Here is a 23,793-nt window from a genome sequence, read left to right on the forward strand (position 1 = left end):
CACCTCACAGAAGGGCCTTTCGCCCGGTTTCCACGGCCCGCATCCGCATGGCCAAGGTTGGGTAAGCATTGGCGAACGAGAACCAGCGAACCCAGGATTTCGAGGGGTACAACACGGCCAGCTCGCGCAGCGCCGTCAACATCGCTTCGCGCCCTACGGACTGCGCAGCGCCGGCATCCGCCCGGTACTCGCAATACCGGCGAATCCCCAGGAACAGGAGGAAGGCGGCAAAGAAAAAGTTGTTGTTGTCCAGGAGGTGGCTGCTCACAGCAAAGCAGCAGGCATAGGTGAACGTGGCGAAGATATGGCGCTCATGAACATGTGCGTTTTCATGGGCGATCACGCCCCGCATACCCTCGTCGCTCATGCTGGCCAGCAGGCCGGTTGTCACGTAGATGCGCGAATGACTCGGCAGCAGCCCCACGGTGTTGGCTTCCTTGTCGGCATGGTCATACAGGAAGACGGGGCGACTATCAGGGACGGTTGCCACTATCCTTGCCAAACGCTCTTGAAGCACAGCATCCCGCGACGGTCGCGGAGCAAGGAAGCGCGCCGATAATGGCGCGCTGGCATAAAAGCCGAACAGGAATATCAGGCTACCGAGAGCCTGAGTCATTGGCTTGGCGGCCGGATTCGTGGATAACCTGCCAGTTACCCACAAAATGCCGCCAGCAACCTCCATGATGAAGACGATCAGAATGATCCGTCTGAACCAGTGAGACGGGATCATTGCAAATTGCAGTCGTCACAGATTAAGGCTGTGGGGATCGAGCGATACGGCGTTTGATCGGTGCCAGCGCGCCAGTCATTTCTCATGCTGAGAGGCTGTTGCGAAGCACATCCGCCCAAGGTGGCCGTGGTAATGAGAATCAGGAGTAGTTTTTTCATCGGTTGCCCTTTCAGGGGAAAGTTGGTTGTTGATTTCTTCCAGCAGCTCCCGGCACACTGAATGCACCCGCTGACGCGAGACGCCGACGTGGCGCGCGACGGTTGCCTGCCGGTAGCCTTTGAGGAACACTTCTTCAGCGATGCGGTAAGATTCGGACGAAAGACCAAGCCGCCGCGCTGCTTTCACGAAGACAGCACGCGACACATGGCCACACGCTGCGGAAACAGTCTTGAATATCTGGCTCATCCCCTTGCACCGTAAGGGTTTTGAGCGTATTTTGTCAATAGACAAGATGCGCAAATTCTATCCAAATTGGAAGGAGAGTTGTAATGAAAAAGATGCTTTACGCTGCTTTCATCGTGGCAGCACTTGCCGACATGACGAACGCCAGCGCCCAAGCGGCCGCCGCGAAGCGTGGCGGTGTCTGCATCGGCCCCTTCCGTGGTGGCGACTCGGTGTTGCAGTGCGAACACATCGGCAAGGTGACGATCAAGCAGATTTACGAAAAGGGCTTCCGTGTCGTGCATATGCAAGATGACAAAAACACGGCCACCTACGTGATGCTGGTTATTGAGGAACAATAATGATGCGACTGAAAAAAATGCTGTTCTCTCGAAGGCGCTGGATGCTCTGGCTTCCATTGCCGGCCGCTGCCGCACTTTCGGCATCCGGTGGTAATTTCCTTGCCGACTACATTCCAATGCTCGGCGGCGGATTGATTTTCTGGATTCCATTCTGGCTTGCATGGTGGTTAAGCGATGGATTCAAGGGAATGTCGAAATGGCCCGGCACTGGCGCGCCAAATAGCGCAGCAGGCGTTAATCCATTTACCGGCAAGTCTTGTGTTGTTCATCATTTACCCTGGGGCGATAACTACACGGGCGGCAATTCTTGAAAGGGGGCAAAGCCCCCTTTCCCTTTACTTGCTGCCGTTGTTGATCTGAACCGAGGCGGCCGTTTCCCGCTTCATGTTGTCGTTCAGCTTTTCGCCGTCTGCCGTACCGTCGCCGCCAGTCAGCTTGTCCCAAGCCTTCTGAACGGTGTCCTTGCCGTCGCGGATCATGTTGTCCTCGTTGACGGCTGCGGGATTGGCCCGCCCAGCGCCTACAGCCTTGTCCGGGCTGGCCCAGGCATTCACGTTCTCGTCCAAGGCCCCAGCACGCGCCGGGATGCTGCCCTTGTTCTTCGGGTCGAGCTGGCCCTGTACGTCCCCTCTGGATTCCGCAATGATCGGAGGCGCAGAGGTATCGACCTTGAGCGGAGCGGTTCCGCCGTAGCCGGTCTGTGCCACCTTCTTCTTGTGGACGCCCTGGATGTCCTGCGGGATGCCGGCGCGATCCTTGGCGGATTGCTTCTCCAGCTCGCCCTTCGTGGTCGGCAGTTTTTCGCCTGCGAAAGTCTGCTGCGGCATGGTGGTAGCTTGTTGAACCATGCCCTTCTCGCTCACGTAGTCCTGCACCATGTCCATGATCCGGTCTTCGGATTGGTTGGCGAAACGCATGGCGGTCATGCCATTGCGCGCGGCCACCTTCTCGAACAGATACGGATCGGCCATCAGATCCTTGTGAGTCGTGAAGCTGTTGCTGTCGCTACGGTTGGCGCGGTCGCCAGTACCGAACTCACGGCGGTCAGAGACATCACGCACGCGGGAAACTTCATCCACGTTTGTGAGGGCTGCATCGCGGCCGTGGCGGTCGTTTTGGGCCGATTGGTTGCCCGTCCCGGCCTGCTCGGTTCGTGAGCCGCGTTCAGCAAACGTGCGCTCGGTGCGCGCGGCTTCCTGGTTGCCATGAACCGTATCCACGCCCCGATCCCGGCCGTGCTCGGCCGTGTAGGTCTTCGCGCCGTTGTACCCCAGGCCCGCGTTGATGAGGCCGCCCGAAGGCTGGGCACCACCCTTGCCGCCCCGGTAGTTCTTCAGAGCTTGGTCGATCTGTTGCTGGTTCGCGCCGCCCTGCTTCATGGCGTCGGCAATGCGCTTTTCCTCGCGCGGATCAGGCGCACCGCCTGCACCGCCAGCACCAGGCGCACCGCCGCCGTTGGGGTTCCCACGGCCAACACCCAAATTCATGTGGAGCTGGTCATTGGCACCGGCCGCCGTGCGGAAGTGCGAACCCTCACGGAAGTTGCGATCCAAGTTCTGGCCGGTTGAGTGCTGGCCACCATACCCACCCTCGCTCCCGCGAGCCGCCACCACACCCGTATTCTGATATTGACCACGGGTTGTATCGTGCCCCTTCACGTCCGTGAGGCTGGAGCTGTCGCCGTGCCGGCGCGCCAGTTGATCCCCGGTCGATGTGATGTCGGTACGATGCGCTTCCTGGTTGCGGCCGGCTTCCAGTCGGTGATCCATGTTCATCTGCGTCAGCATCCGGTTTTGGAGCTGCTGCAAGGCAACCGCGCCGTTCGCGGCCATCGTGGCCGTCGAGCCATTGCCCCGACCGATGGTTGCCCCGCCACCTTGCAGGCCGATGTTGCTGTCGTACTTGTTCATCGAGGTCGTGTTGACCGATGCGGTATCAAGTCCAGCTTGGCCCATGCTGACATTGCCGCTGGCATTGCTTGCGCCCACCGCCGCCCCGGCAGAGGCAAAGCCGGTCATCATCCGGTCGGCAACACCCATGAAACCGCCCTGCCCCAGCTTGATGATGGCCCCGGCGATGAATGGCACCAGGACAACCATGTAGCCGATGGCCGCCTGCTCGTTGGTCAGCGTGGCGTCGAAAGCATCGGTGAGCTGGAACGGCACACCGGCCGCCAGCTCCAGCGCGCGCGCCTTGTAGCGCAAGTGCATGAGCGACAGGTGGTTGATGACGGCAAACAAGATTGGCCACAGGCCGATCCAGGCCAGCGACATCATGTAGCCCGCAATGATCTTCTTTGCCCCCTCGGTCGAGCTGACAACCATCAGCACCACAACAACCGGGAACAGACCGTAGATGATTGCCTCGATCCAGTTGCGCATGTGGGGCAGCGTCTCTTGCGCCAGCAGGCTCAAGGTGCTGTTGGAGCCGTCCGCTTGCCGCGCCGCTTGGGCAGCGCCGGCCAGGGCATTAACCTCGGCCACCCGCGCAGGATCGTTCAGCAGCGCCGGCAGCTCGGTGCCGGCCTCCTTCCAGATGTTGTTGAACATCGCCTGCTTCATCGCGTCTGAGGCGTTGCTGGAGTTGTTCAGAATCCAGTCGTAGGACGTGCCCACCGTCGAAACGAACATGCTGGTAGCGATAGCATCACTGCTTGCCCGCGTGAAAGCCTGCTTGCCGTAGAAGGCTTGGCCAGCCGTTACCGCGTCGTTGACCTTCTCCTTCAGGATGGCCGCAACATTGGTGCAGGTATCGGTGGTAGGCGCATTCGTCAGGGTGTTGTAGGTGACGAAGCGGGCTGGACTCGTGTTGTTGAAAATCACGTTCCAGGTATCGGTGCCGCCCACAATCTGCTGCGGGGTGATTTCACCGTCTTTCACGTCGTACAGCGTGCATTCCTTGATGAACTGCATCAGGTCGGAGCGCAAGCTGGGGTCGCGGATCGTCGCGTTATTGACTTGTTTCAGGATGCGGTGCCCGAAGCCCACATCCCCTTTTTGCAGGCCCAGGTCTTCAGGGACACCGAAGACCGTTTCATAGGTGTTGGTCAGCGCGCCGAACACCAGATTGGTCGTCTGCGCAGTGACGGCCAGGGCAAAGGGCACGTTATCAACCACGCGCGGCGGCTCCAGCCCTGTCTTGTCGGTCAAGGCAACGCGCGCGATCGGCAGATTGAGCACGGTCACAAAGGCCAGGGCGTGGATAAACCACTTCGCCATTTCGAGCTGCTTGTTCATGTAGCCGAACATGCCGATTGCGATGGCGAACAGGAAAACCAGCTTCAGCAAGCCAGCGAAGCCAGCGCCGGCCATCATCGAGGCCACGGCGTTGAAGACGTAGTAGAGCGTTTCTACGTTCCAGTAGGTTTGAATTTCGATGTCCACGGCATCCCCCCTTAGCGCAGGCTCTTGCCGAAGGCGAGCGAGTTACGCAGCGTCTGCGACAGGTTGGCATTCAGCGCACGCTCCATGTACTGCACCTCCTGGGCGATGTTGTAGGTGCTGATGGTCTGCGAGTAGGCAGTGGCCAGCACCTGCTTTGCCGCGCGCGAAATTTCCTCCAGCTCGGGCTTCATCTTGCCCAGCTCGGCGGCCTGGGTGGCATCGGCTGCGGCAGAGAACTTCGCCATCGCGCCGCGCAGGTCGGTGACGGCACGCTGGATGTAAACCTCGGCGTATTTGGCGGCGATCAGCTCCTGGTAGCGGCCAATCAGCGCGTCGGCCATCGAGGTGTTGTTGAGGGTTGTCGTCACGGCCAGCATCTTGTAGATGGGCAGATCGGTTGCGTTCAGGAAGCCGATGGTGGCCGCCATGTCGTCGTGAGCTGAACGGTTGGCGATCTTGTCGGAGATTTTTTCCATCTTCTCCCGCACCATCGTCTTGAAGCTCTTGGTGGTCACTTCATCCTCGGTCGGACTCAAGCAGCCGTCCGCGCTGGTGGTGTCGCAACGCCAGATCGGCACCGTGATGGTGTCGGAGGTGGTACGCGCACCCACCAGGGCCTCCACCGTGATTTCCTTGCGCAGCAGCGGGATAGGCAGTTGCGGGGTGTCGCCGGTCGGGAAAATCATGCTGCCGATCATCGACATCAGGATCATGCGTTGCTCGTCGGTGACGCCATCGAGCTTCTTGAGCGCCTTCCAAACCACGTTGCCGGTCGGGAGCTGGTCTTTCGCCTCGGGTCGCGCGCTGGCCGCCGAGTTCACCGTCTGGTTGGCCCGGCTTTCGCTGTTCATCACGTTCGTCCAAGCGTCGGTGATGTTCTCGAAAATGTTGGTGTCCACACCGAAGTTCTTAGCCGCGTTTTGCTTGCCGCGCGTCCAGGTGTCGGGCACGGCCGCATTGACGATCCCCTTGGCCGCCTCGCAGGAATCCATGTTGAGACGATTGGCAGCTTGCGCCGTGGCTTGCAGGGCCTGCATCACGTTGTCGCAGGTCGGGCACAGGTTCTGAATGGCCAGCTTGAAGCCGTAGCCCAGGGCATTCGAGCCAATGTTGCGCAGCATGGCCACGAACTGCTCTTTGTTGATGAACGAGAAGCCGCCCGCGAACAGGTCAATGCCGCCGCACCCAGCGTTCCAGCTCGGCGGCGTCACCGTCGCCAGTTGGTAGGTGCGCTTGGGCATCCGCATGAACAGACTGCCTCCGGTGTAGAGGTTCATCGTCTGGCCTTGCAGCACGGCCGGGTTGCTGACGTTGCCTTGAGCATTCACGGAGTCGAAAAGCTCCTGCATGTTCATGGCGTAGGTAGAGGTGGTGAAAGCAAATGCCGTCACCAGCGCCGTTACTTTTTTCAGTAGCATGGGCAGCTCCTTAGAAGTTATCGCCGGGCTTGGTGCCGGTGAGGACAAAGATTCGATTGACGATTTCGGTTAGGGCCATCATTCCGAAGCCCACGGGCGCACGGTCGCCGGTCTGCTTTGAGCCAATGAACAGTGCCGGCACGCGCTCAATCCCCCAAGCCGCAGCTTGCGCGCGGCCGTCGCGGGGGTTCGGGAACTCGGGCAGGCCCATGCCATCGACTGATACCGGCAGCACCTCGATGCCGTACTTGTCGGAAAGCATCTTCAGCGTCGGGGCCATTGCATGGCAGTACGGGCAGTCGCTACGGAAGAAGAAGATCAGCCCGTGCTCCTTGGCCAACATCTTCAGTTGCTGTTCCTCGTTCTGAATGCGGCCTTCGTCGTAAATCTTGATCGCGGAGTTATTGACCGGCCGCTTTTGCGCGTAGTCGAGGCTCGGGTTTTGCCAGACCACGCGCCGCCAGTTGTCAGCGAAGACAGCCCCCTTGTCCTGCGTCATCTGCCAAAGCTCCAGGTAGTCCTTCATGTTCTGGTCGGTGGGGTTCATCACCGCCACGTCTTCCCGGCGCTTCAGTTCTTGTCGCAGTTGCTCGGCGGTCTTGATGTCCTTCAGCTCGATGCGCTTTGGCTGGTCAGCCTTGCGGCTAGTCTGCTGCCGTGCCGGTGCCGGCGTCGGCTGCACAGGTTGCGGCTTGGCGTCTTCCATGTCGCAGTACCAGTTGGGCTTGTTCGCATCGCACTGCCAAACAGACGGGTAATCCAGTGACTGCGCATTGGCGTACCCGGACAGCAGGGCCAGCAGGAGAAGGCTTCGCTTCATCATTGGCTTACTCCACGGAAATTGGCGGGGTGCCGTCGAGGCAGTAGTTGAGCTGGGTCTTCAGGATCGCGTCGGTGCGGCCTTGTGGGGTATCCACGTCCTTCTTGGTGAACACCATTTCAAGGCGCTTGCAGTCGGCGCGGCTGAAAGACTTGATGACCTTCGCAGTCACCAGCAGCGGCCCGGTCGAGCGGAATTGGCGCGTGAAGTGCTCGGCCACCTCCCCTTCCATGACGCCGCTGGAGCTGCCGTTGCGGATCGCAGCGGCCAGCACGTCGTGTTGCCGGGTATAGACGGTTGGCCCAGCGAGGCTTTCGCGCGCGAAAGTCGAGCAGGCCAGCAGAATGAGGGCGATAGAGAGAGTTTTCATTGGTCGTAGTAGCTCTGAACTTTTTTGTTGACGGTCTGCTGCACCCGGTTGCTCATGGTCGATGCCGGCACATCCTTGGGCACGATGTCCGCGATGAACTCGGACAGATCAATCCGGGAGAAATCGAGGGCCTGGAGCTGCGCCTGGTTGAAGCCGCCGCAGCTATTCATCGGCATCCCGAGTTGGGCGCGGCCTTGGCGGTTGATGATCTTGGCCAGCTTGGAGTTAAAGCAGCAGTGGCGTTCCTTCTTCTCCACGCAGACCTTGAGCACCTTCTTGCTGCAATACGTCTCAATATGGACGCACAGGTTTTGGCCGCGCTTCATGGCCATGACCTGCTCGGCCGAATCGCAGCTCAACCATTCCTGCACCAGCATGATTGCCACGGACAGGGCGAAGCTGTACGGGTCAAAACCGACGAACTGGAAGCCGTTGGCAAAGGTGAACTCAAAAGTGAAGCCATAGAACCCGAATTGCGGATTGAAGACACCATCACCCAAGCCGGAGGCCCAGCTATTCATTGCGCCAAGTCCCTTATCTACAAGGGAGCTGTCGAGCTGGCCATACAGCGAGTCGTACATGTACTTGGAACCCAGCACGATGGATTCGCGGCCCGCTTCGCCTGCCGCCTTCATGCCGGCGCCCAGGAGCGCGTAATTGCTGAAGGCAGCGCCACCACCGGCTGACTTGCAGCAGCTCTTGAGCGTGGTGCCACCCAAGACCTTGATGCTGCATTCCTCCATGTAGCCCTTGAAGATTTCGACCTTGTTCGGGTCGATGCCGTACACGCCGGCCTCGCGGGCGGCCTCCATCATCACGGCCGCTTGGCCAAAGTCCTTGTCGGGTGGCGCGCTGGTATCAAAGCACCCAGCCCCGCCGTTCTGGCAGAAGGCGCTTTGATCGCACACCGTTTTCTCGGTGTAGGTTTCAGGCTTGTCCGGGCAGTTGTATTTCTGCTCGTACATCACGCAGGTGCCGGAATCGTCGCGCTCCACGCATGACGATCCGATCTGAGAGCACCCCTTGTCTCGCAGCGGCTGGCAGTCGTTGACCATGTTCTGGCTGCGGCATTGATAGGTGTCCTGGTATTCCCAGCATTCACGAAAGACGGACAGGCCCGACACGTTGCGGGTCTGGTTGGGCGCGGTGCAAACCGTTCCCGTCTTCTGGCAGTCAGGCGCTGCGAAGGCGCTGAAGCTGGCGACAAAGGCCAATGCGGCAAGAATCTTCTTCATCATCATTGAGCCCTCTGTTCCAGGGGAGCGCACTGGCTGTTGTCCCATTGGTCATAGCAGTTGCGCGGGCACAGTTGGCGCGTCGTGAGCTGGATCGCCCCTTCCCCGCCGCCCGCAACAATCGTCCGCATGAAGATCGTGTTGGAGCCGTTCTTGAGGTAGGGCTTCACGTCGATGTTCAAGCCGAAGTTCCAGCTCGTCGAAAGCTCCGGGCCGCTGAAGCAGGTGGCGCAGTACTGAACCATGCCGGTGCGGTAGTCGCTGGTTGTGCAATTCCAGCCGCCGCCCACGGCCGTGCAGGATTGGTAGGAGACGGCATTACCGCCACCGCCGCCGCCCCACCAACCGCCGCCGCCCGTATCGGAGCACTGCCAGCCACTGCCCCAATCGTCCCAAGTCTGCGTGCATGAGCGCGTGCTGGAGGACTCGAAGACCGGAGGCGGCGAATAGATTTCGAGGCGGTCGCCACCACGCGGGCCGACATAGACGAGGTTGCCGTTCACCTTGACCATCAGCCAGTCGTCAAACGCGGCACGGGTCAGGGCGAAACGGGTAATCAGCCCCACGTCACGGATGTCGAAAGTGAGGTTGCGGTCGTACACCGCACCCCAGCCGCCCCAATAGTTGTCCGCGATGGTGCCGAACTGGAGGATGTAGTTGCCGGCCCCGTCCGGGGTGAAGCTGGTGGCCATGTCGCCGGCCCAGCTATTCGGGACAATGCCGCCCTGGTCGCAGCCGTCGCGTTCTGGATCGCACGCCACCTTGAGCACGCGCTTGCAGGACAGGTTTTCCAGCGTCTGCGTTTCCGTGCAAGTCTCGGTGATGTAGGTCGCCGGGTTTTTCACGCGCTCCACGCGGCATTGCTGCGTCGAAGCGCCAGGGATGCTGCCGGGGTTGTTGATGACGCCTTTGGAGCCGGTCAGGATCGGGTCGGTCTGCTTGTCGATGGTGAACTTCGGCCGCTGCGTCGGGTTCTTGCTCATGAAGTTCACCGCGTCGCATTCCTGCTGCTGGAAGGCATTGGGGGCCTTGTACGTCTCGCACTGAATCTGCTTGTTCGTGCCCGCCCCGCCGATGAGGTTGCGCCCCTCCTGGAAGTTGGCCGTCTCCGGTGCCGTGGTGCTGTAGTACGGCAGCACGTTGGAGCCAGTTGCCCCATTGATCTTGCCCCCCGCCACACCTTTGCCCGTGTTGGCGAAGTCCTTGCCGGCATTGAAGGCGTCGGCCGGCGTCGTGATGGTTTGTGCGCTGGCTACGCCCACAGCGGCCAGCATCGCGGCGATGGAAAGGACGCGCTTCATTGGTTCCCCCTGATCTGGCGAAGGTAGCGAGACGCCACGGCTTCAAACTGCGGCGCGCGGCGCACAATCTCGTCCAGGGCGTAGTCCAGCGAAACGTCACCGGCCACTGCCACAAAGTTGTCAGGGAGGGCGCAGCCCTCGTTGTCCACTTGGTCGATGGTTGCGGCCTTGGCCAGCACCATCGTGGGAACAGCCTTGACCTTGTACTTGGTGAAGGCGTTGGGGTTCACCAGGACGTTGCCGCCCTGCTCTCCCAGCTCCTTGATGGCCAGCGCCGTATCCTTCAGCGAGTTGTTCTTGAAACCGCGCAGCACCACAGAAGCCCCCACCCGGTTGGCTTGGCTGACGATCCGCTTGAGTGATTCGGCCGGCATCGTGAAGCTGGCGAAAATCATCAGGTCATCCATCTTGCGGGCCTGGGCCTTTTGCTCGTATTGCTTGGCCAGCGCCTCGATGTCGATCCCGGCGCGCTCCGGCGTCGGCACGTTGGGGAACACGTTGGCGGCGTTCTTGGTCGCGGGGTTGTTTGGATCGAACATCTGCTTGCGCTCACGATCTACGCGGCGCATTTCCCGGTCGATGTCGGCCGAGTTGGGCATAGCGCCCTTCTTGGCCTTCGAGGCGGGGTTGTTCGGGTCAAACATCTGCTTGCGCTCAAGCTCGATGCGTTGGCGTTCTTGGTCGAGCTGGGATGCGGTCGGCGTGCTCTGCGCCACGCTTTCGCGGGCGAAAGCGGCCAGCAGCATCAGCCCGATGACAGTTTTCTTGTTCATCAGAATCCCACTCCCAGGCAGCAGTTTTTCTTGCGGAAAATCATGTAGGCGAAGTCTTCGCCGGCATACGGGTAGCTCTTGCCAGCGCCCCAAATCGCGGTCGTGCGGCCATAGGGTTGGCAGCAGCGCCCGTTGATCTTTTCCGTCTGCGGGATCGGGTAGAGCATCTGGTACTTGTATTGGGTCTTGTCCATCACCGGCTCGGGATAGATGCCGCACAAGCCGTCAGCGCCAGAGGTGCCCCACATCAGGAATTCGCGGTGCAGCTTGGCCGTCATGCGCTGCACCAGCAGCGAACTGGCTTGTACGTGTGAGACGTGGGCCTGCACATGGCCGTTGAAGGGGTAGATCGAACCCTGGCAGCCGGCGCACCAGAAAAGCGCGTTACTGCCAAAGCCAGCCGATGACAACACGCAGTCGCCGGCACACGCGGCTTGGGCAATGGGGTTGCCGAACAGGAAAGTTTCCGGGTTCAGCAGCATGGTCAGCTCGTCGTCGTTCCAAGTCGGATCGACTTCGGTGATGTAGGCCACGTCAAAGGAACCCGTCTCCAGGCACGGGTTATCCAGGATCACCTCCAGCCAATAAAGGATCGGATCGGCGTACCAATGAACCTGATAGTTGGACTGCTTGGTGTTGTCCTGCTGCAAACGGATCTCGCCTTCCGGGGCACGGATACCGGGATCGAGCTTGATGCCTCCCAGCGAGACAAAGCAGTACGGGGTGCGGGTCACATCCACGCGCCGCGCCGGCTCCCAAAAGCCGGTCTTGATGCCGATGCGCAGCGGGTTGGTGCAGGTGCAGAGGAAGCCGTCCGGGTTGCCGGTGTCCTCCTGGCCCATCGTCATGATCGGCGTGCCGCCCAACGTCAGCGGGAACAGGCAGCTCCAGCAAATATCGGTGATGGGGTTGGCAAACTTGCCCTGGCACACGCCGGCCATACTTTCGCGCGCGAAAGTCGCCGCGAGCACCATGAAAGCCATTACAAGCCAGCGTTTCATTGCAGCTCCTTCGCGGGAATCTCATCGAGCACAAGCATCTTTCCCTGCTGACGAATCACAGCCGGCACGGCCGTGATGCCGAACCGTTTGGAAAGGGTGCCCTTCTGGTCGTAGAAAACTTGGGTCTTCCAGGCTTTGGTGAGGTCGAGCCAAGACCCAGCAACGAGAATCGGCTTCACCTTGAGCTGGCCGCCCTTGGCCACCAAGCGCCCCACTGCTTCGCGCTGTTCGGGGTCGCGGCCGTCGAAGAAAACCAGCGTCTTCGTCAGGCTGGTCATGTCCAGCGGGTTGATCTTCGTTCCAGCCGGCACCACGATGCGGCCGTCGTCGGTCGTCACCGGCTTGGTGTAGGTCACGGTGGGGTCGATGAAACGCTGCGCGCGGGCGCGCACGGTGGTGATACCGTCCACCGGCTTCATGTTCTTGATGCTGCCCATCGAGCGGCGGATGGCTTCTTCCTGCAACCGCTTCAGCTCGCCGCTACGCTCCTTTTCGCGCAGCTTCTTCATAATCATGTCGAGGGCGCTTTCCTCCCCAATCGGGTAGGTCGGCCCGATGCTGCCCAAGCTCGCCGCGTTCGCGGCAGGCAGGATCGAGGCGATCAGCAGGGCTGCGATCAGCTTAGAAAATCTCATAAGCCCTCCCGATGACTTCGGCCTGCTTCACGTTGCCGGTCAGCGCATACCGCGAGTCCAGGCTGTTCGGGTTGGGCGTCGAAACGAAATACTCCCCTGCCCCGATAACGCCCTCTTGCGCGGGCTGGAGAGGCACGCCAGCCTTCGAGAAGGGCTTGGCGGTGCCGATGTATTGGTCATTCACCCAAAACGCGCTGCCGGCCCGTTTAACCGTGTCGCCAGCCACACCGGCCACGCGCTTGATGAAGGTGGTGCCAGCGGGATAGGTCGCACCGCCATGCCAGCGGTAGGCGATCAGCTCGCCCTTCTTCACTTCCCCGCCCTTGTGGATCACGTAGAGGGTGCCGGGCAGGCTGTTGGTGAGGTTGAAGGTGTAATCCAGCCAAGGGGTAGTGGCGGCGGCCAGCGCACCCACGGCGAACACACCCGCGCAAACTGTCCAGTAGATGCGCTTCGCCTTCATCACTTCATCCTCGCCCGGACTTGATCCGTGTAGTCGATGGTCACGCCACCCAGCAGCGCCGCCTTGTTGACGATCACGCAGTTGCACTCTTGCCCCAGCGCATCCACGGTCGCGGACAGCTTCTTGGCAAAGTCGATGGTCAGCTTCTGCGCCACGGCGCGCTGCTCGTCGGTCACGTCGCCACCCTTCCCGATCACGTCGAGGGTGCGCTTCTGGTCTTCCTCCACCAGCACCTGCAAATCAACGGTGGCCACACGCGCAGGCATGTTGCGGTTGATGACGTAGGCCACTGGCGCGAGCGCCACCAGCGTGAGCAAGGTGGACAGCACGGCCGGGATCACATAACGCATCCGGTCGGCGGCCGGCGCGGCGGCCTCGGCCGGCGCTGGCGTCTCGGGGGTTGGGTTGGTGTTCGGTTCAGTAGTCATCTTTCCTCCGGCGCGGGGACAGTTGTTCTTGAGGGGTGCGGCGGGCCAGCATGATTTCCAGGGCTTCCATCGTGGAATGGCCCTGCTCCAGCAGCGCGTTGCATTCGTTGAAGTCCTGCGCGTTGGTCGAAGCCATCAGCAGGGAGAAGGGATCGGGGATGTGGCGCACCACGGAATCGCCGTTGGGCGAGGAAATGAGCATTTCGCTGAAGCGGCCGCGCTCGGTGCGCAGCGACAGCAGCATCCGCTTCACGGCCGGCGAGAAATTCACCATGCCGTCCTCGATCAGCTTTTCCAGGTTCTTGCGGTCTTGGCGCAGCAGAATCTTCCAGTCGGCGTTGTTGTAGGCCGCCTGGGCCGCATCATTTTTATAGGCGTCTTCGATACCTTGCGTGCCCACACAAAAAATGCCGTTGTACTTCCGGGCGCGGCGGTAGCCTTCCTCGATGAACTCTGCGGTTTCCTTGTCAGCCCCCAGGAGCTGCCATGCCTCATCGACCAGACACAGCTTCTTGCGGTCGCGGGTCAGATACATGTCGTGGGCAATGCGCGAGGTCAGCACGAACAGCACCACGCGGCGCAGCTCGGGAGCGTTCTTCAGTTCCTCCAGCTCCAGCCCCACCATGTCGGCGTCCAAGCTGATGTTGGCGCGGCCGTTGAAGAAGTCCCCATAGACGCCATCCTTGGTGAACGGCGCGAGCTGCTTGGCCAGCTCGTAGGCCACGCGCTCGGTGCTGCCCGACTCGTTCTTGATGTTGCTCAACAGGTAGTCGCGGATGCGGGTCGGGTTGGTGTCCTGCCCGTAGTCTTGCCAGACGGCGGTAATCGCCTCCCCGATCAGCGCGTACTGGAATTCCGTCAGCGGCGCATTGGGGGACGCCATGCGGCCGATCATCGGCTTGAGCATCCGCATTTCCGCCTTGAAATCCAGCTCGTCGTCAGTGCCCACCCAAGTGAATGGATTGATGCACAGCTTCGTGCTCGGCGTGAACTCCAGGAAGGTGCCTTTCTGGAGCCGGATCAGGTTCTGATAGCTGCGGCCCACGTCGATCACCCACACCCGCGCGCCAATACCTCGATAGGCCGAAACGACTTCGTTCATGGTCACGGACTTGCCCGAACCGGACACGCCCGCCACGAACACGTTGTAGTTGCCCTGCTGGTTGCTGTAGAAGTCGAGGAAGGTAGGGGTGCCACGACGGCCAAAGAACATCATCACCGGGTCGCCTGCGCCCTTCCATTCGCCAATCACCGGGGCCATGTCCACCGCGTTCACCGTGGTCTTGGACGTGATGAGGCGTAGCTTCTGCAAGTCGTCGCGCACCGTCTCGGTGAGCGTCATGGGCAGGCTGGAATACAGGGCCGTCAGTTGCAGCAGTTGCAGCGGGCAGATCGTGAAGCGTTCGCTGCGCCACACGTTCAGGGCCACTTGGCTTGCCCGGTTGATGACGCGCTTGGGTGCGAACAGCAGCAGCGTGTGGTACAGCTCGCACATGCTGCCGCCGTTGTTGAGCTGGTGCAGCACGATGTCCCAATCGTTCGCCTGGGCCTGAAGCTCGGGCTGGAACTCGGCCATCTTGGACTTGGCGTTTTGCTTGGTGCGTGCGGCCTTGATCTGAGCCTTGCCGTCCACCACGTTGGGGTCAAGCGTGAAGACGCCACCGCACACCAGGAATGGGCACGGGTATTGAAGGCCGTCATCGAAAAACGAACCGATGATGTTGGCCATCTCCCACAGCTCTTTCTTCTGCGGGTACTGAAGCACGCCGAAGCCACGCACGGCGATGCGCTTGTCTTCGTCGCCCTGCTTCTCGGGCGGCAGGCCAAACAGCAGCTCGTTGGCTTTCACGCGCACATGCTGGCCAAAGGCCGTGACTTGGTTTTTGATGGATTTCCCGTCGTCGTAGCGCAGATCGGGGAACGGCTCCTTGCTGAACATGCTTTCGGGGTTGAGGATCGGCCACAGGAAGCTAATCAGCCCGTCAGCATCGAGGGGGAAGGACGGCAGGCTTGCCGTGCGCAGCGAAGCGCGCACTGTCTCGCGCAGCTCGTACATTTCCTCCACCAGCTTGGCGTCACGGAAGGAACCGGCTTTGGTGATGGAGAACAGCAGGCGGATGTTCTTCACCACGTAGTTGTCATTGGGCCAAAGCGGCTTGCCCTTTGCCTTGTAGATGTACTCCACGCGGCGCTTGGCCAGCTCCTGAAAGAACGGCGTGGTCTTGCCGTTGTCCACCGCGATATGGCGTTGATCCATGTACGCTTGGAACTGGTCATCCAGCACCGGGCTACCGAACAGGCACCACTGAATTCCGTAGTGCGGCGGCACCGGGGTAAAGAGCGTATTGAGGCGGCTCGCCATGTCGTCGTCCGCGCCGGTTTGCGCGATGACTTCAAAGCAGAAGGCCACCGAGTTGTCGTTGTAGAAAAGGCCCGTGTCGGGGTCGTATTGGTCGTACTTGAGGATGCTGTGCAGCCCATAGAGGCTCGTCACCTCGTTGGCGGCCGCCACGGGGGCCGGCTGGCTCCCGACATCCGAGGTGTTGCCCAGCACGGTTTCGTCCCAAAACCGGGCGGCAGCACCCTTTAGCTTGTCCATCATGCTGTCTTGCATTGAATGTTCTCCATGTTGGCCGCCCGGCCAGCGATGCTTATTCGCTGTCCGGGATGACGTTGCCGGGGCGCATGATTCCGTTCAGCAGCTCGGTGGCTTGCTCGTTGCTCATGCGGTCTTGACGGACGCCGATAGACTCCATCCCGTTGTCAGCGGGAGGCGTTGGCTGCTGCCCCAGCACGCCAGGGCTTTGCCGTTGCTGGCCAGCGCCGGCCGTTTGCGGCTGCGCAGCCTGGGCCGTCACATTCGACGGGGCGCGTACCGGCCGGTAGTTGTCCTGGATGCGGCGGCGGTTGTGCTCGATCAGCCAGCGGCCGGAATCGACCGGCAGGTACACGTAGGACTGGTCGTGCAGATCGCCATCGGTGTCTTCCCACGGGGCGAACCAGACGCGAAGCAGGCGCGGTGCGCTGCGGATCGGCGTGCCCGAGTAGATGGGCTTGGTCATCACGTTGCTGCCGGCTTTCGCCTGCGAAAGTTCCACCGGAGCCTCGCCGCGCGCATTCACGCGCTGGCCCGGCAGGTTCTTCGCCTGGGCATTGGCGTAGATGCCGCTCATCGACTCGCACAAGATGCCGTCCGGGGCCTTGCACGCGAATTCGGATTTCGCATCAAAGCCAGACATGCTGCTGCAACCGGATAGGGCCACCACGGCCCCGATGCCAAAGGTCAAGGCCAGTGCCTTCATTTGCTTCCCTCCCATGCGTGCGCGGCACTGCCGCTGAAACCGACACCCTTGCAGCAAGCGCCGCAGTCGCGGCCAGCGAGCGAACCGCAGCCCGTCAGGGCCAAGGCGAGCGCGCCGGCACCAAACATCAAGGCGGTGCGCTTCATTGGGTTGCCTCCTGCGCAGCGGCCGGCGCGCCAGGCTTACCGGCGTTCAGCCACTGGTCGATCTTCTCGGCCGGTGCGGAACCAGGCAGGACGCGGCCATCGGCGGCAATCAGGGTAGGAGTGCCCACCACGCCCAGCTTGGAACCCAGCACCAAGTTGTCGTTGACGGGGTTGTTGCAGGCCACCAGCTTGGGCTTCTTGCCGGCCAGCATCAGCTCGCTCCAGGCTTTCGCCTTGTTCGGCGCGCACCACACGCTGACGGCCTTGGTCTTGGCTTCCGGGTGCAGCGATTCGAGCGGGTACAGGAACGTGTAAATGGTCACGTTGTCCAGGCGGGCCAGCTCGCCCTCCAACTGCTTGCAGTAGGGGCAATCCGGGTCGCTGAACACGGCCAGGATTCGGCTGCCGTCGCCCTTGACCGTCTTGATCGCTTGGCCAAGTTGCTGTGCCGGGAACTCGGTTTTCTTGCTATCGAGCTTGCGCTGGGCAGTCAGATCGACTTGCTGCTGCATGTCGAACAGGTGCCCGAAAATGAAGTAGCGGCCCGACTCGTCGGTGTAGGCGATGTTCTCGCCCATCACTACCTCATACAGCCCGGAAACTTGCGACTTGCGAATTTCCTTGAAGGTCGTCTTCGGGTACATGGTCTTGAACTTCTCGACCACGGACGCGGGCGCTTCATCTTGGGCAAATGCGGGAACAGCCAGCGCAGCAGCCAGCGCGAGGGTCAACACTCGTTTAATCATCTTCGTATCTCCTGGAGTTGGTGCCGGTGCGCTTCAGGAGGCCCCGGTAATCGTCCTTGGCGAGCGCCTTGCCGGAATAAACAGCGCCCTTGGTGATGAGGATTTCGACGGTACGGCCGCCATCGGTTTCGATGACGGGGTACAGCTTGTCCGCAGCCTTGAGGTAGTACTGAGCGAGCTGCTGGCCCGCGCTGCCTACCCCACCACCGATAGCGGCTTGCCCGATCTTGTCCGGGTCGATGGTTTGCGTGATGCCGCCGCCGCCTGTGCTGGTGATGGTTGCGGAGGACTGGAAGGCTTTGCCGATACCACTGAGCGCGCCGGCAAACAGGGCATTGGCGAGCAACTGGCCCTGCTTGGTGACGAGACGGCCCCGAACCCCAGCCTTGCCGTCTTCCCCAATCACTTGGCCCTTGATCGCCATTTCAACGGCCTCGCCGTTGATAACGCAGGCCAGGGTTTCGGTGCGGCCCATCATCCGCTCTGAGGACAGATCGCCCCAGGTGGCGGCCACGATGCGGCAATCCTTGATGTCCAGCTTGTGCTTGTTGGCCAGATTGGCGACATCGAGCACATGGAAAGCCACCGGCAGCGGGTTCGATTGGGCTTGCCCGCCTGTCGGCGCATCCACGCCGTTGAGCATGGCCACGCGCACAAAGGAGCCAGCCGGCAGAAACTCGATGGTCTGCTTCTTGCCGTCTGCCCCGCCCGAGGTGGTGCCGTACTTCTTGGCCTTCTCGTCGGTTGGGAAGCCCAGCACCTCGGTGATGCCACCAGCGCCGCCAACGGCTGCGCCCGCTGCGCCCTTGCCCTCGGCATTGTTGAAGGTGATGATTTCCACTTCCCGCCGCGCCGGCACATCCACCTGATTGAGCGGCTGGTTTAGGGTGGTGGCCCCGCCCTTGCCGTTCGGTGACTGGAGAACACGCTGGCCCGGCCCGGTGCCGTTGCCAATGGGCAAAGGCTTGTCCAGAACCGAAGCATCTGGCTTCGCAGCCGTTGCGCTGCCAGCCGAACCGGCTGCGGCCTTGTTGGCCTTCAGTTCCTCCAGCGCCTGCGCGAGCTTCTTGTTCTGTTCCTCCTGGGCCTTGAGCTGGGTCTTAACTTCCCCGATCAAGGCTTCGTTGGACTTCTCCTTGGCCGCTTGCTGCGCACGCCACGCATCCTTGTCATCTACGGTGCCCGGTGCGGTGATGCTGACGGTCTTGGGCTTTTCGCGGTGCTGTGCTGGGCCACTGTCGAACAGGAACATGCCAGCCCCGGCCAGACCGAGAATGCCGGTCACTGCCCCGCCGATGAGCATCATCTGGCGTTTCTTTGTTTGTGCGTTCGGCTCACTCATTGTCTTTGCGCTCCCGAACGATGTAGATGTCCGTCCCGTCGCCCTGCATCAGCGTGTGGTGCTCTACGGCAATGGCGCGCACGCCACGGCGGTAAAGCTCCTGCTCGACCAGCAGCATTTCGGAGGGGGAAACGTTGGTCAGGCGGTATTTCTCGCCCACCACTTCGCCATCCATGTACTTGGCCACCAAGATCAAGCGCCCCTCTTTCCACAAAGGCACTTCCTTGTTCACCTGGATGGTTTCAACGCTGTCCTTCAGCTCGTCGTCGGCCATCACCAGCATCAAGTCCTTGATGCGGCGCTGGTAGGAGACGGTGCGGCCATCAGCGGCTGCGCGGCTCGAAGGCGTAGCCTTCTCGCTCGGCGGCCGGATGATGATTTCCTCGCCGGCCACCGGACGCGGAACGAGGATCAGCTTGTAGGTAACGCCCTTCTCGTCGGACACGAAAACCGTGACCGTGCCCTGGTTGGGCGACTCGCTGGCCAGCGTGAAGTAGTAAGCCCCCAGGGCCTCGTCCTTCTGGCCTGCCAGCACGCCCTTCACGCTGGGCACCACATTGGCAATGCGGCGCCCGTCGATTGCGAGACGGTTGGTTTCGTTGACCGAGATATTGACTTGAACGTGGCCCCGGTCAGCGTTCTCAACGACTTGCGTTGCGCCTGCTTCAGTTGCCAGCAGGCTTGTTAGCAGAAGGATCGCGCTTAACGATTTCTTCGATCTTGGAAACATAGAGACGCCCCGAGGTAGTGATGGTGAATTCAACGAGATAGTCCTTCTCGCGTTCGGAAGTGAGCTTGTCGGCAATAAAGGTCTTGAGTTTTCCGCTGACCTTCACGCGCTTGTCCTGCTCGCTGACTTCCTCTTTGCGAGGAACCCAAATAGTGGTGACTCGCTCCTGTTTGAGCCGCATTGCGGCCGCATCAAGCGCGGTCTTCAACCCGGCGTAGCCGTCCGGGTCGGCCATCTTGAGAATCACCTTGTTGTTGTAATCAACCGTCTCCGGCGTGACGGTCAACACCGTGCCCAGGACATAACCGGCCATATCCAGCAGGTAGTCCTTATTGGCGTAGTTCGATCCAATCTCGTAGGGCCGCTTAACTTCAGGCGGCACGATCTTGGTTGTGTCGCGCACGACGACGAAGCCCAGCAGCAGCACCCCGAAAAACAGAGTGCCCAGCAGGCCCGCGTTCATCGCGCGGTGGAAGCGGACTTGCGATTGCAACTTGTCCCGCTCATTGATTGCTTTATCTGGTGCCATAGCGCGTGTAGCCCCTATCCATTGAGTTCTCGAATGTGGCTACCCGGCAGCTCTTTCGGCTCGGGAAACCCGGTGAACCAGTACAGGAGGTGGGTGGCCATGCCCGGATGCTTCCCAGCCTTCAGCTTCCCGTAGAAAAAGGCCGCTCCAATACCGAGGAACAGCCCAATCACCGGGAAGCCTGAGCCAATGCCAACCAACACGCCCATGAGGCCGATCATGGCAACGTCCATTTCCCAAAAGAGGAATTTGGCTCCGTCGTCCAATCGGCGCGGGATGTAGTGAGAGAGATCCGTTTTTTCGGACATGGCCACCTCCTGCGCTTAGATGACGGCCGTGAAACTGGCGTTGACGATGCCGACGATCACGCCGATACCCATCGACAGCACCACCGCGCCGAAGAACCAGCTCCAGTCCTTCTTGACGGCGGCGACGACGGAACCCACGCCGATGGCGATCAGGGCGGCCAGCTTGCCCAGGTTGCCCTTCACCCAGCCGTCCCACTTGGTTACGGCGGCGTCGAACTCCGTGCCGTCACTGGCGTATGCGCCGGAAGCCAGCATCATCAGACCCAGGATCAGGCCGGCGAGCATCAGGGCCTTGAACCACTGGCCCGCTTCCTTGCGAACATCGACTGCTTGAATTGCTGCGTTCATCTTCAATAACTCCTACGTAGAAAGTTGGTTGGAACCCCTGCATTTCCCCGTGTGGGGCCTTGCGCCAGGGGGATGCGCAAAGACGGAAAGCCCATCACTTCGGTTTGCTGACAGGCTTGCATTCGTACTGAATCGCGGGCTTCTTCCGCTTCTTCTTCAGTGGCTTTTTCTTGGCCGGGACTTTCGCGTGCGAAAGTTCTTCGGGCGGCTGGATGGATTGAGGCGCAGGCATGACCGGCTCTTGGACAGCAGGCGGCGGTGGAGGCGGCACGTACAGATGCTTGATGGAGCGTTCCGGGCAGTCTTCCCCGTCGCAGAACACAAACTTGGTGTCGCGGGGCACGCCGAACTGCACCACGTCGGAGAGACGATCCAGGGGGTTGGGCTGGTTCAGTGACTGCGCATTGGCAGCAGTGACGCCAGCAGCAGCCAGCGCAAAGACGATAGAAATGCGAAACGGTTTGGCTGGCAACGCCATATCAATCCCCTTGGAAACTGGCCACTTGGGCCGGTGAAGTTGAAATTTGGTGGGCTTGCTGTCTGCGGTAGCCCTCGTAGAACCGCTGCACGTCGCGGACGTACTCAACCTGGGCGCTCACATTGGTCGATGCCGGGCCGGCGTAGTAGCAGCCCACGGACTTCCAGGTAGCGCCGAAACGCTGGATGCAGTCGGCCAGAACCCAGGCCCCCACCTTCTGCGAGGTGCAAGCGTCGAACAGGTGTTCACGGCGGATGCCGAAGCGCGCGAGGTTCGGCAGGTGGATCGTGTTGATCTGCATGAGGCCCAGCGCGCGGTTGCCGTCTTTCAGCTTCGGGCCGACTGCACCCGTCCAGCCGCGCGATTCCTTCCAGGCAATCGCCTTCAACAGCAAGGGGTCGATCCCGTAGCCGCGCCCAGCCTCATCCCAGCACGTTGCAGAAGCAGCGAGCGGCATCATCAGCGATGCCGCCGCGATCAGTGCGCGTGCAGAGAAGTACATAGAGGCGTTTCCCATTGCGATATTGTAGCAGTCAACTTGCTTTCACGATGAAAGCACGATAACAGAAAAAACCTAGAGCGACAAGGCATCTAGCCTAGGTTTGTCATCGTGGGAGGTGGCGTTGAGGCACCCATCCGACAGCCCCGCTTTACCCGCCGAATCCAGCTTGCCAAAGGCATGAAATGCCCACGACAAGGGGCCAAATGATACCATGCAGTAGAAAAATAACTTCCTGTCAGCGGAAGCAATAGGTTAGTTCGCACGTATAATGCCGTCCCCCGAACGGTGCGGATCATGGCTAGATCAGCCGGGCGCGGTATATCGAATGCGGCTTTTCTGTCAAAATTCGGTTATTGCCTCGCCGGCGAGGGTGTTGCACCCACCGCCGATCTGCATGGCCGCTATCCGCCAAGCACGGCAGCGCCTGCCTGCATGGCCAACGAACTTCGGGATCAATACGATCCCAAACCAATAGGTGACGTTTTGGGAATAAAAGTATTTCTTGCGGACGATCACCGGCTGCTGGTAGCCGGTTTCCGCGATGTATTGAAGGACTACGGGATCGACGTAGTAGAGGTGGCCTACAGCCTGGATGGGCTGATCGACCGCTTCTTAGAGGTCAAGCCGGATGTCCTGGTGATCGACGTGCGCTTTGACAGCAAAGGCTGTGGTGAGAACGGGCTGGACGTGTGCGAGGAACTACTGGCCCGCGACCCCTCGGCCAAAATCATTGTCTTTAGCCAGTTTGACGACCAATACATCATCGAGCGTTCCTACAAGCTCGGCGTGCTGGCCTTTGTGCGCAAGGATGAAAGTACGGAAGTGCTCAACGAGGCGATCAACACGGTAGCCCAGGGCAAGGAATACTTTTCCCCCGAGATTGCCCGCCTACTCGCATGGTCGGCCGTCAAGGATCGGAACCCGAACCGGCTCCTGGATGAGAACGAAATGCGGGCCTTCAGCCTTGCAGCCGATGGCGCATCCATGACCGAAATTGCCACCGCGATGGACTTGTCCACCAAGACCATTGGCCACTTGATGAAGGGCGTAAAAGCCAAGCTAGGCGTTGAAAGCCAAGCTGACATCACCAAGCTGGCGATCCGTCACGGCATTACGACAACTGCCCTGAAAACGAAAAGCTGAGTTTCGTTCCCGGCCGCTTCTGGTTGGCAGGATCGGCCGCCTGTATTTTCAGCGCACCACCAAGCACCCGCACCCGCTCGCGCATGTCGATCAGTCCAATGCCGGCGTGCTCTCCATTGCGAGCCGTGGCTTTCATCCCCACCCCGTCATCGGTGATTTCCACCTTGTAGGTGTCTAGCGCCTTGTTGTGGTGGATGCTGACGCGCACCTGGGCAGCTTTGGAGTGCTTGATGGCATTGAAAATCGCTTCCCGGATGATCTTGTAGGCGCTGATAGCCGATGCCTCTGGCATCGCAGGCCGCTTTGGTAGATCGTGCTCCAGCGTGATGGCCGGCTTTTCGGAAATGTTCGTGTAGTGGGCCACCAGCGACTCCAAGGCCGCAGTGAAGCCGATGGAGTCGATCACCTCGATTCGCGTGTTCTTGATGATGTCGCGCATTTCGGCATAGGCATCATTCAGCATTCCCGAGGCATTACCCAGCAGCTCGGCGGCCCGCCCATTCCCAGCCACCAGTGGCTCAAGCTGCTTCAGTACGTTGCGCGTGAGCAGGAGCTGGGGATTCACCTCGTCGTGCAGACGGCGTGCAAGGGTGCGCCGTTCCTCGTCAATGCGCCGGTTCGATTCAGCCAGGACACGGCGGGTTTCTTCGTGAGAAACGTCCACGCGCTCCATCCCATAGCGGACGGTGATGTAGAGCACGTAGAGAAAAAACACAAGCATCAGGCCAGCGGCGATGTGCGAAATCATGTTGGCCCGGTTCATGAGCGGCAGCGCCAGGATCATCAGCGCCGCCCATACCCACAGGAAATACTTGGCCGCCTGGTTGCCGCGCAGAGCCAGCACCATACTGACCAAAAAGACGGTCAGCAGAAAAGCGCAGCTCGTATAGAAGATGACTTCCACTTGAATGGCCTTGCT

At 60.7% G+C, this 23,793-nt stretch carries 28 protein-coding genes; 3 read left to right on the plus strand and 25 right to left on the minus strand.

All coding sequences use genetic code 11. The annotated features are described in order from the left end of the window. Positions 1-4: 4 nt before the first annotated feature. Both GO615_RS18735 and GO615_RS18740 read right to left on the minus strand, forming a co-directional pair. Positions 5-730, minus strand: a complete 726-nt coding sequence (locus GO615_RS18735) for a M48 family metallopeptidase (protein WP_009242138.1) — start codon at positions 728-730, stop codon at positions 5-7. Between the two features lie 75 nt (positions 731-805). Next, positions 806-1,135, minus strand: a complete 330-nt coding sequence (locus GO615_RS18740) for a TrfB-related DNA-binding protein (protein ID WP_009277741.1) — start codon at positions 1,133-1,135, stop codon at positions 806-808. Between the two features lie 83 nt (positions 1,136-1,218). Between GO615_RS18740 and GO615_RS18745 the strand changes: the two genes are divergently transcribed. Both GO615_RS18745 and GO615_RS18750 read left to right on the plus strand, forming a co-directional pair. Beyond that, positions 1,219-1,473, plus strand: a complete 255-nt coding sequence (locus GO615_RS18745; protein ID WP_013723315.1) for a hypothetical protein — start codon at positions 1,219-1,221, stop codon at positions 1,471-1,473. Next, positions 1,473-1,784 (plus strand): hypothetical protein, encoded by a 312-nt coding sequence (locus GO615_RS18750; RefSeq protein WP_232295882.1) that lies wholly within the window; start codon positions 1,473-1,475, stop codon positions 1,782-1,784. Before GO615_RS18745 ends, GO615_RS18750 begins: the two co-directional genes overlap by 1 nt. Positions 1,785-1,808: 24 nt before the next feature. On the opposite strand, the gene GO615_RS18755 is transcribed toward GO615_RS18750, so the two are convergent. The 22 genes from GO615_RS18755 to GO615_RS18860 form a co-directional block, all read right to left on the minus strand. Next, entirely contained in the window at positions 1,809-4,856 is a 3,048-nt protein-coding gene (locus tag GO615_RS18755; protein ID WP_009277742.1) for a conjugal transfer protein TraG N-terminal domain-containing protein, read from the minus strand. A gap of 11 nt (positions 4,857-4,867) precedes the next feature. Beyond that, entirely contained in the window at positions 4,868-6,274 is a 1,407-nt protein-coding gene (locus GO615_RS18760) for a conjugal transfer protein TraH (protein ID WP_009242099.1), read from the minus strand. Between the two features lie 10 nt (positions 6,275-6,284). Next, positions 6,285-7,097: a conjugal transfer protein TraF gene (locus GO615_RS18765; protein ID WP_009242098.1), complete on the minus strand. Its 813-nt coding sequence runs from the start codon at positions 7,095-7,097 to the stop codon at positions 6,285-6,287. A gap of 4 nt (positions 7,098-7,101) precedes the next feature. Then, positions 7,102-7,464 carry a hypothetical protein gene (locus tag GO615_RS18770; RefSeq protein WP_009242097.1) on the minus strand — a complete coding sequence of 121 codons (363 nt, stop codon included), beginning with the start codon at positions 7,462-7,464 and terminating at the stop codon, positions 7,102-7,104. Then, positions 7,461-8,705: a conjugal transfer protein TraN gene (locus GO615_RS18775; RefSeq protein WP_009242096.1), complete on the minus strand. Its 1,245-nt coding sequence runs from the start codon at positions 8,703-8,705 to the stop codon at positions 7,461-7,463. The genes GO615_RS18770 and GO615_RS18775 overlap by 4 nt, the downstream gene beginning before the upstream one ends. After that, a complete protein-coding gene (locus tag GO615_RS18780) occupies positions 8,702-10,000 on the minus strand; it encodes a hypothetical protein (protein ID WP_013723314.1) in 1,299 nt (432 codons plus the stop codon). The genes GO615_RS18775 and GO615_RS18780 overlap by 4 nt, the downstream gene beginning before the upstream one ends. Next, positions 9,997-10,773, minus strand: a complete 777-nt coding sequence (trbC, locus tag GO615_RS18785) for a type-F conjugative transfer system pilin assembly protein TrbC (RefSeq protein ID WP_009242094.1) — start codon at positions 10,771-10,773, stop codon at positions 9,997-9,999. The genes GO615_RS18780 and trbC overlap by 4 nt, the downstream gene beginning before the upstream one ends. Further along, positions 10,773-11,774, minus strand: a complete 1,002-nt coding sequence (gene traU / locus GO615_RS18790) for a conjugal transfer pilus assembly protein TraU (RefSeq protein WP_009242093.1) — start codon at positions 11,772-11,774, stop codon at positions 10,773-10,775. Before traU ends, trbC begins: the two co-directional genes overlap by 1 nt. After that, positions 11,771-12,409: a type-F conjugative transfer system protein TraW gene (gene traW / locus GO615_RS18795; RefSeq protein WP_009242092.1), complete on the minus strand. Its 639-nt coding sequence runs from the start codon at positions 12,407-12,409 to the stop codon at positions 11,771-11,773. Before traW ends, traU begins: the two co-directional genes overlap by 4 nt. Continuing rightward, the gene (locus tag GO615_RS18800; protein ID WP_009242091.1) at positions 12,396-12,872 is read right to left on the minus strand and encodes a S26 family signal peptidase; all 477 of its coding nucleotides are present in this window, start codon (positions 12,870-12,872) and stop codon (positions 12,396-12,398) included. Before GO615_RS18800 ends, traW begins: the two co-directional genes overlap by 14 nt. Beyond that, positions 12,872-13,300 carry a hypothetical protein gene (locus GO615_RS18805; protein WP_011798629.1) on the minus strand — a complete coding sequence of 143 codons (429 nt, stop codon included), beginning with the start codon at positions 13,298-13,300 and terminating at the stop codon, positions 12,872-12,874. The genes GO615_RS18800 and GO615_RS18805 overlap by 1 nt, the downstream gene beginning before the upstream one ends. Then, a complete protein-coding gene (gene traC / locus GO615_RS18810) occupies positions 13,290-15,914 on the minus strand; it encodes a type IV secretion system protein TraC (protein WP_013723313.1) in 2,625 nt (874 codons plus the stop codon). Before traC ends, GO615_RS18805 begins: the two co-directional genes overlap by 11 nt. 37 nt (positions 15,915-15,951) lie before the next feature. Continuing rightward, entirely contained in the window at positions 15,952-16,602 is a 651-nt protein-coding gene (gene traV / locus GO615_RS18815; protein WP_009242088.1) for a type IV conjugative transfer system lipoprotein TraV, read from the minus strand. Continuing rightward, positions 16,599-16,748 carry a hypothetical protein gene (locus GO615_RS18820; protein WP_009242087.1) on the minus strand — a complete coding sequence of 50 codons (150 nt, stop codon included), beginning with the start codon at positions 16,746-16,748 and terminating at the stop codon, positions 16,599-16,601. The genes traV and GO615_RS18820 overlap by 4 nt, the downstream gene beginning before the upstream one ends. Then, on the minus strand, positions 16,745-17,494 hold the full coding sequence (locus GO615_RS18825) for a DsbC family protein (RefSeq protein ID WP_009242086.1): 750 nt from the start codon (positions 17,492-17,494) through the stop codon (positions 16,745-16,747). The genes GO615_RS18820 and GO615_RS18825 overlap by 4 nt, the downstream gene beginning before the upstream one ends. Then, positions 17,487-18,836, minus strand: a complete 1,350-nt coding sequence (locus tag GO615_RS18830) for a TraB/TrbI/VirB10 family type IV secretion system protein (RefSeq protein ID WP_009242085.1) — start codon at positions 18,834-18,836, stop codon at positions 17,487-17,489. Before GO615_RS18830 ends, GO615_RS18825 begins: the two co-directional genes overlap by 8 nt. Beyond that, the gene (locus tag GO615_RS18835) at positions 18,829-19,566 is read right to left on the minus strand and encodes a type-F conjugative transfer system secretin TraK (RefSeq protein WP_009277744.1); all 738 of its coding nucleotides are present in this window, start codon (positions 19,564-19,566) and stop codon (positions 18,829-18,831) included. The genes GO615_RS18830 and GO615_RS18835 overlap by 8 nt, the downstream gene beginning before the upstream one ends. Next, positions 19,502-20,095, minus strand: coding sequence for a type IV conjugative transfer system protein TraE (locus GO615_RS18840; RefSeq protein WP_009242083.1), 594 nt, complete (start codon positions 20,093-20,095; stop codon positions 19,502-19,504). The genes GO615_RS18835 and GO615_RS18840 overlap by 65 nt, the downstream gene beginning before the upstream one ends. A gap of 14 nt (positions 20,096-20,109) precedes the next feature. Further along, positions 20,110-20,403 carry a type IV conjugative transfer system protein TraL gene (gene traL, locus GO615_RS18845; RefSeq protein WP_009242082.1) on the minus strand — a complete coding sequence of 98 codons (294 nt, stop codon included), beginning with the start codon at positions 20,401-20,403 and terminating at the stop codon, positions 20,110-20,112. Between the two features lie 15 nt (positions 20,404-20,418). Further along, the gene (locus GO615_RS18850) at positions 20,419-20,751 is read right to left on the minus strand and encodes a TrbC/VirB2 family protein (RefSeq protein ID WP_009242081.1); all 333 of its coding nucleotides are present in this window, start codon (positions 20,749-20,751) and stop codon (positions 20,419-20,421) included. Positions 20,752-20,845: 94 nt separating this feature from the next. Further along, positions 20,846-21,229, minus strand: a complete 384-nt coding sequence (locus GO615_RS18855; RefSeq protein ID WP_009242080.1) for a hypothetical protein — start codon at positions 21,227-21,229, stop codon at positions 20,846-20,848. Position 21,230: 1 nt separating this feature from the next. Further along, entirely contained in the window at positions 21,231-21,731 is a 501-nt protein-coding gene (locus GO615_RS18860) for a lytic transglycosylase domain-containing protein (RefSeq protein WP_013723312.1), read from the minus strand. A gap of 294 nt (positions 21,732-22,025) precedes the next feature. On the opposite strand from GO615_RS18860, the gene GO615_RS18865 reads away from it, so the two are divergent. Next, positions 22,026-22,874, plus strand: a complete 849-nt coding sequence (locus tag GO615_RS18865) for a response regulator transcription factor (protein ID WP_231403503.1) — start codon at positions 22,026-22,028, stop codon at positions 22,872-22,874. On the opposite strand, the gene GO615_RS18870 is transcribed toward GO615_RS18865, so the two are convergent. Continuing rightward, positions 22,843-23,778 (minus strand): sensor histidine kinase, encoded by a 936-nt coding sequence (locus GO615_RS18870; protein WP_232295875.1) that lies wholly within the window; start codon positions 23,776-23,778, stop codon positions 22,843-22,845. The genes GO615_RS18865 and GO615_RS18870 overlap by 32 nt on opposite strands. Positions 23,779-23,793 lie beyond the last annotated feature (15 nt).

The organism is Aromatoleum evansii, assembly GCF_012910805.1.
In the GTDB taxonomy this organism is placed as follows: Bacteria; Pseudomonadota; Gammaproteobacteria; order Burkholderiales; family Rhodocyclaceae; genus Aromatoleum; species Aromatoleum evansii.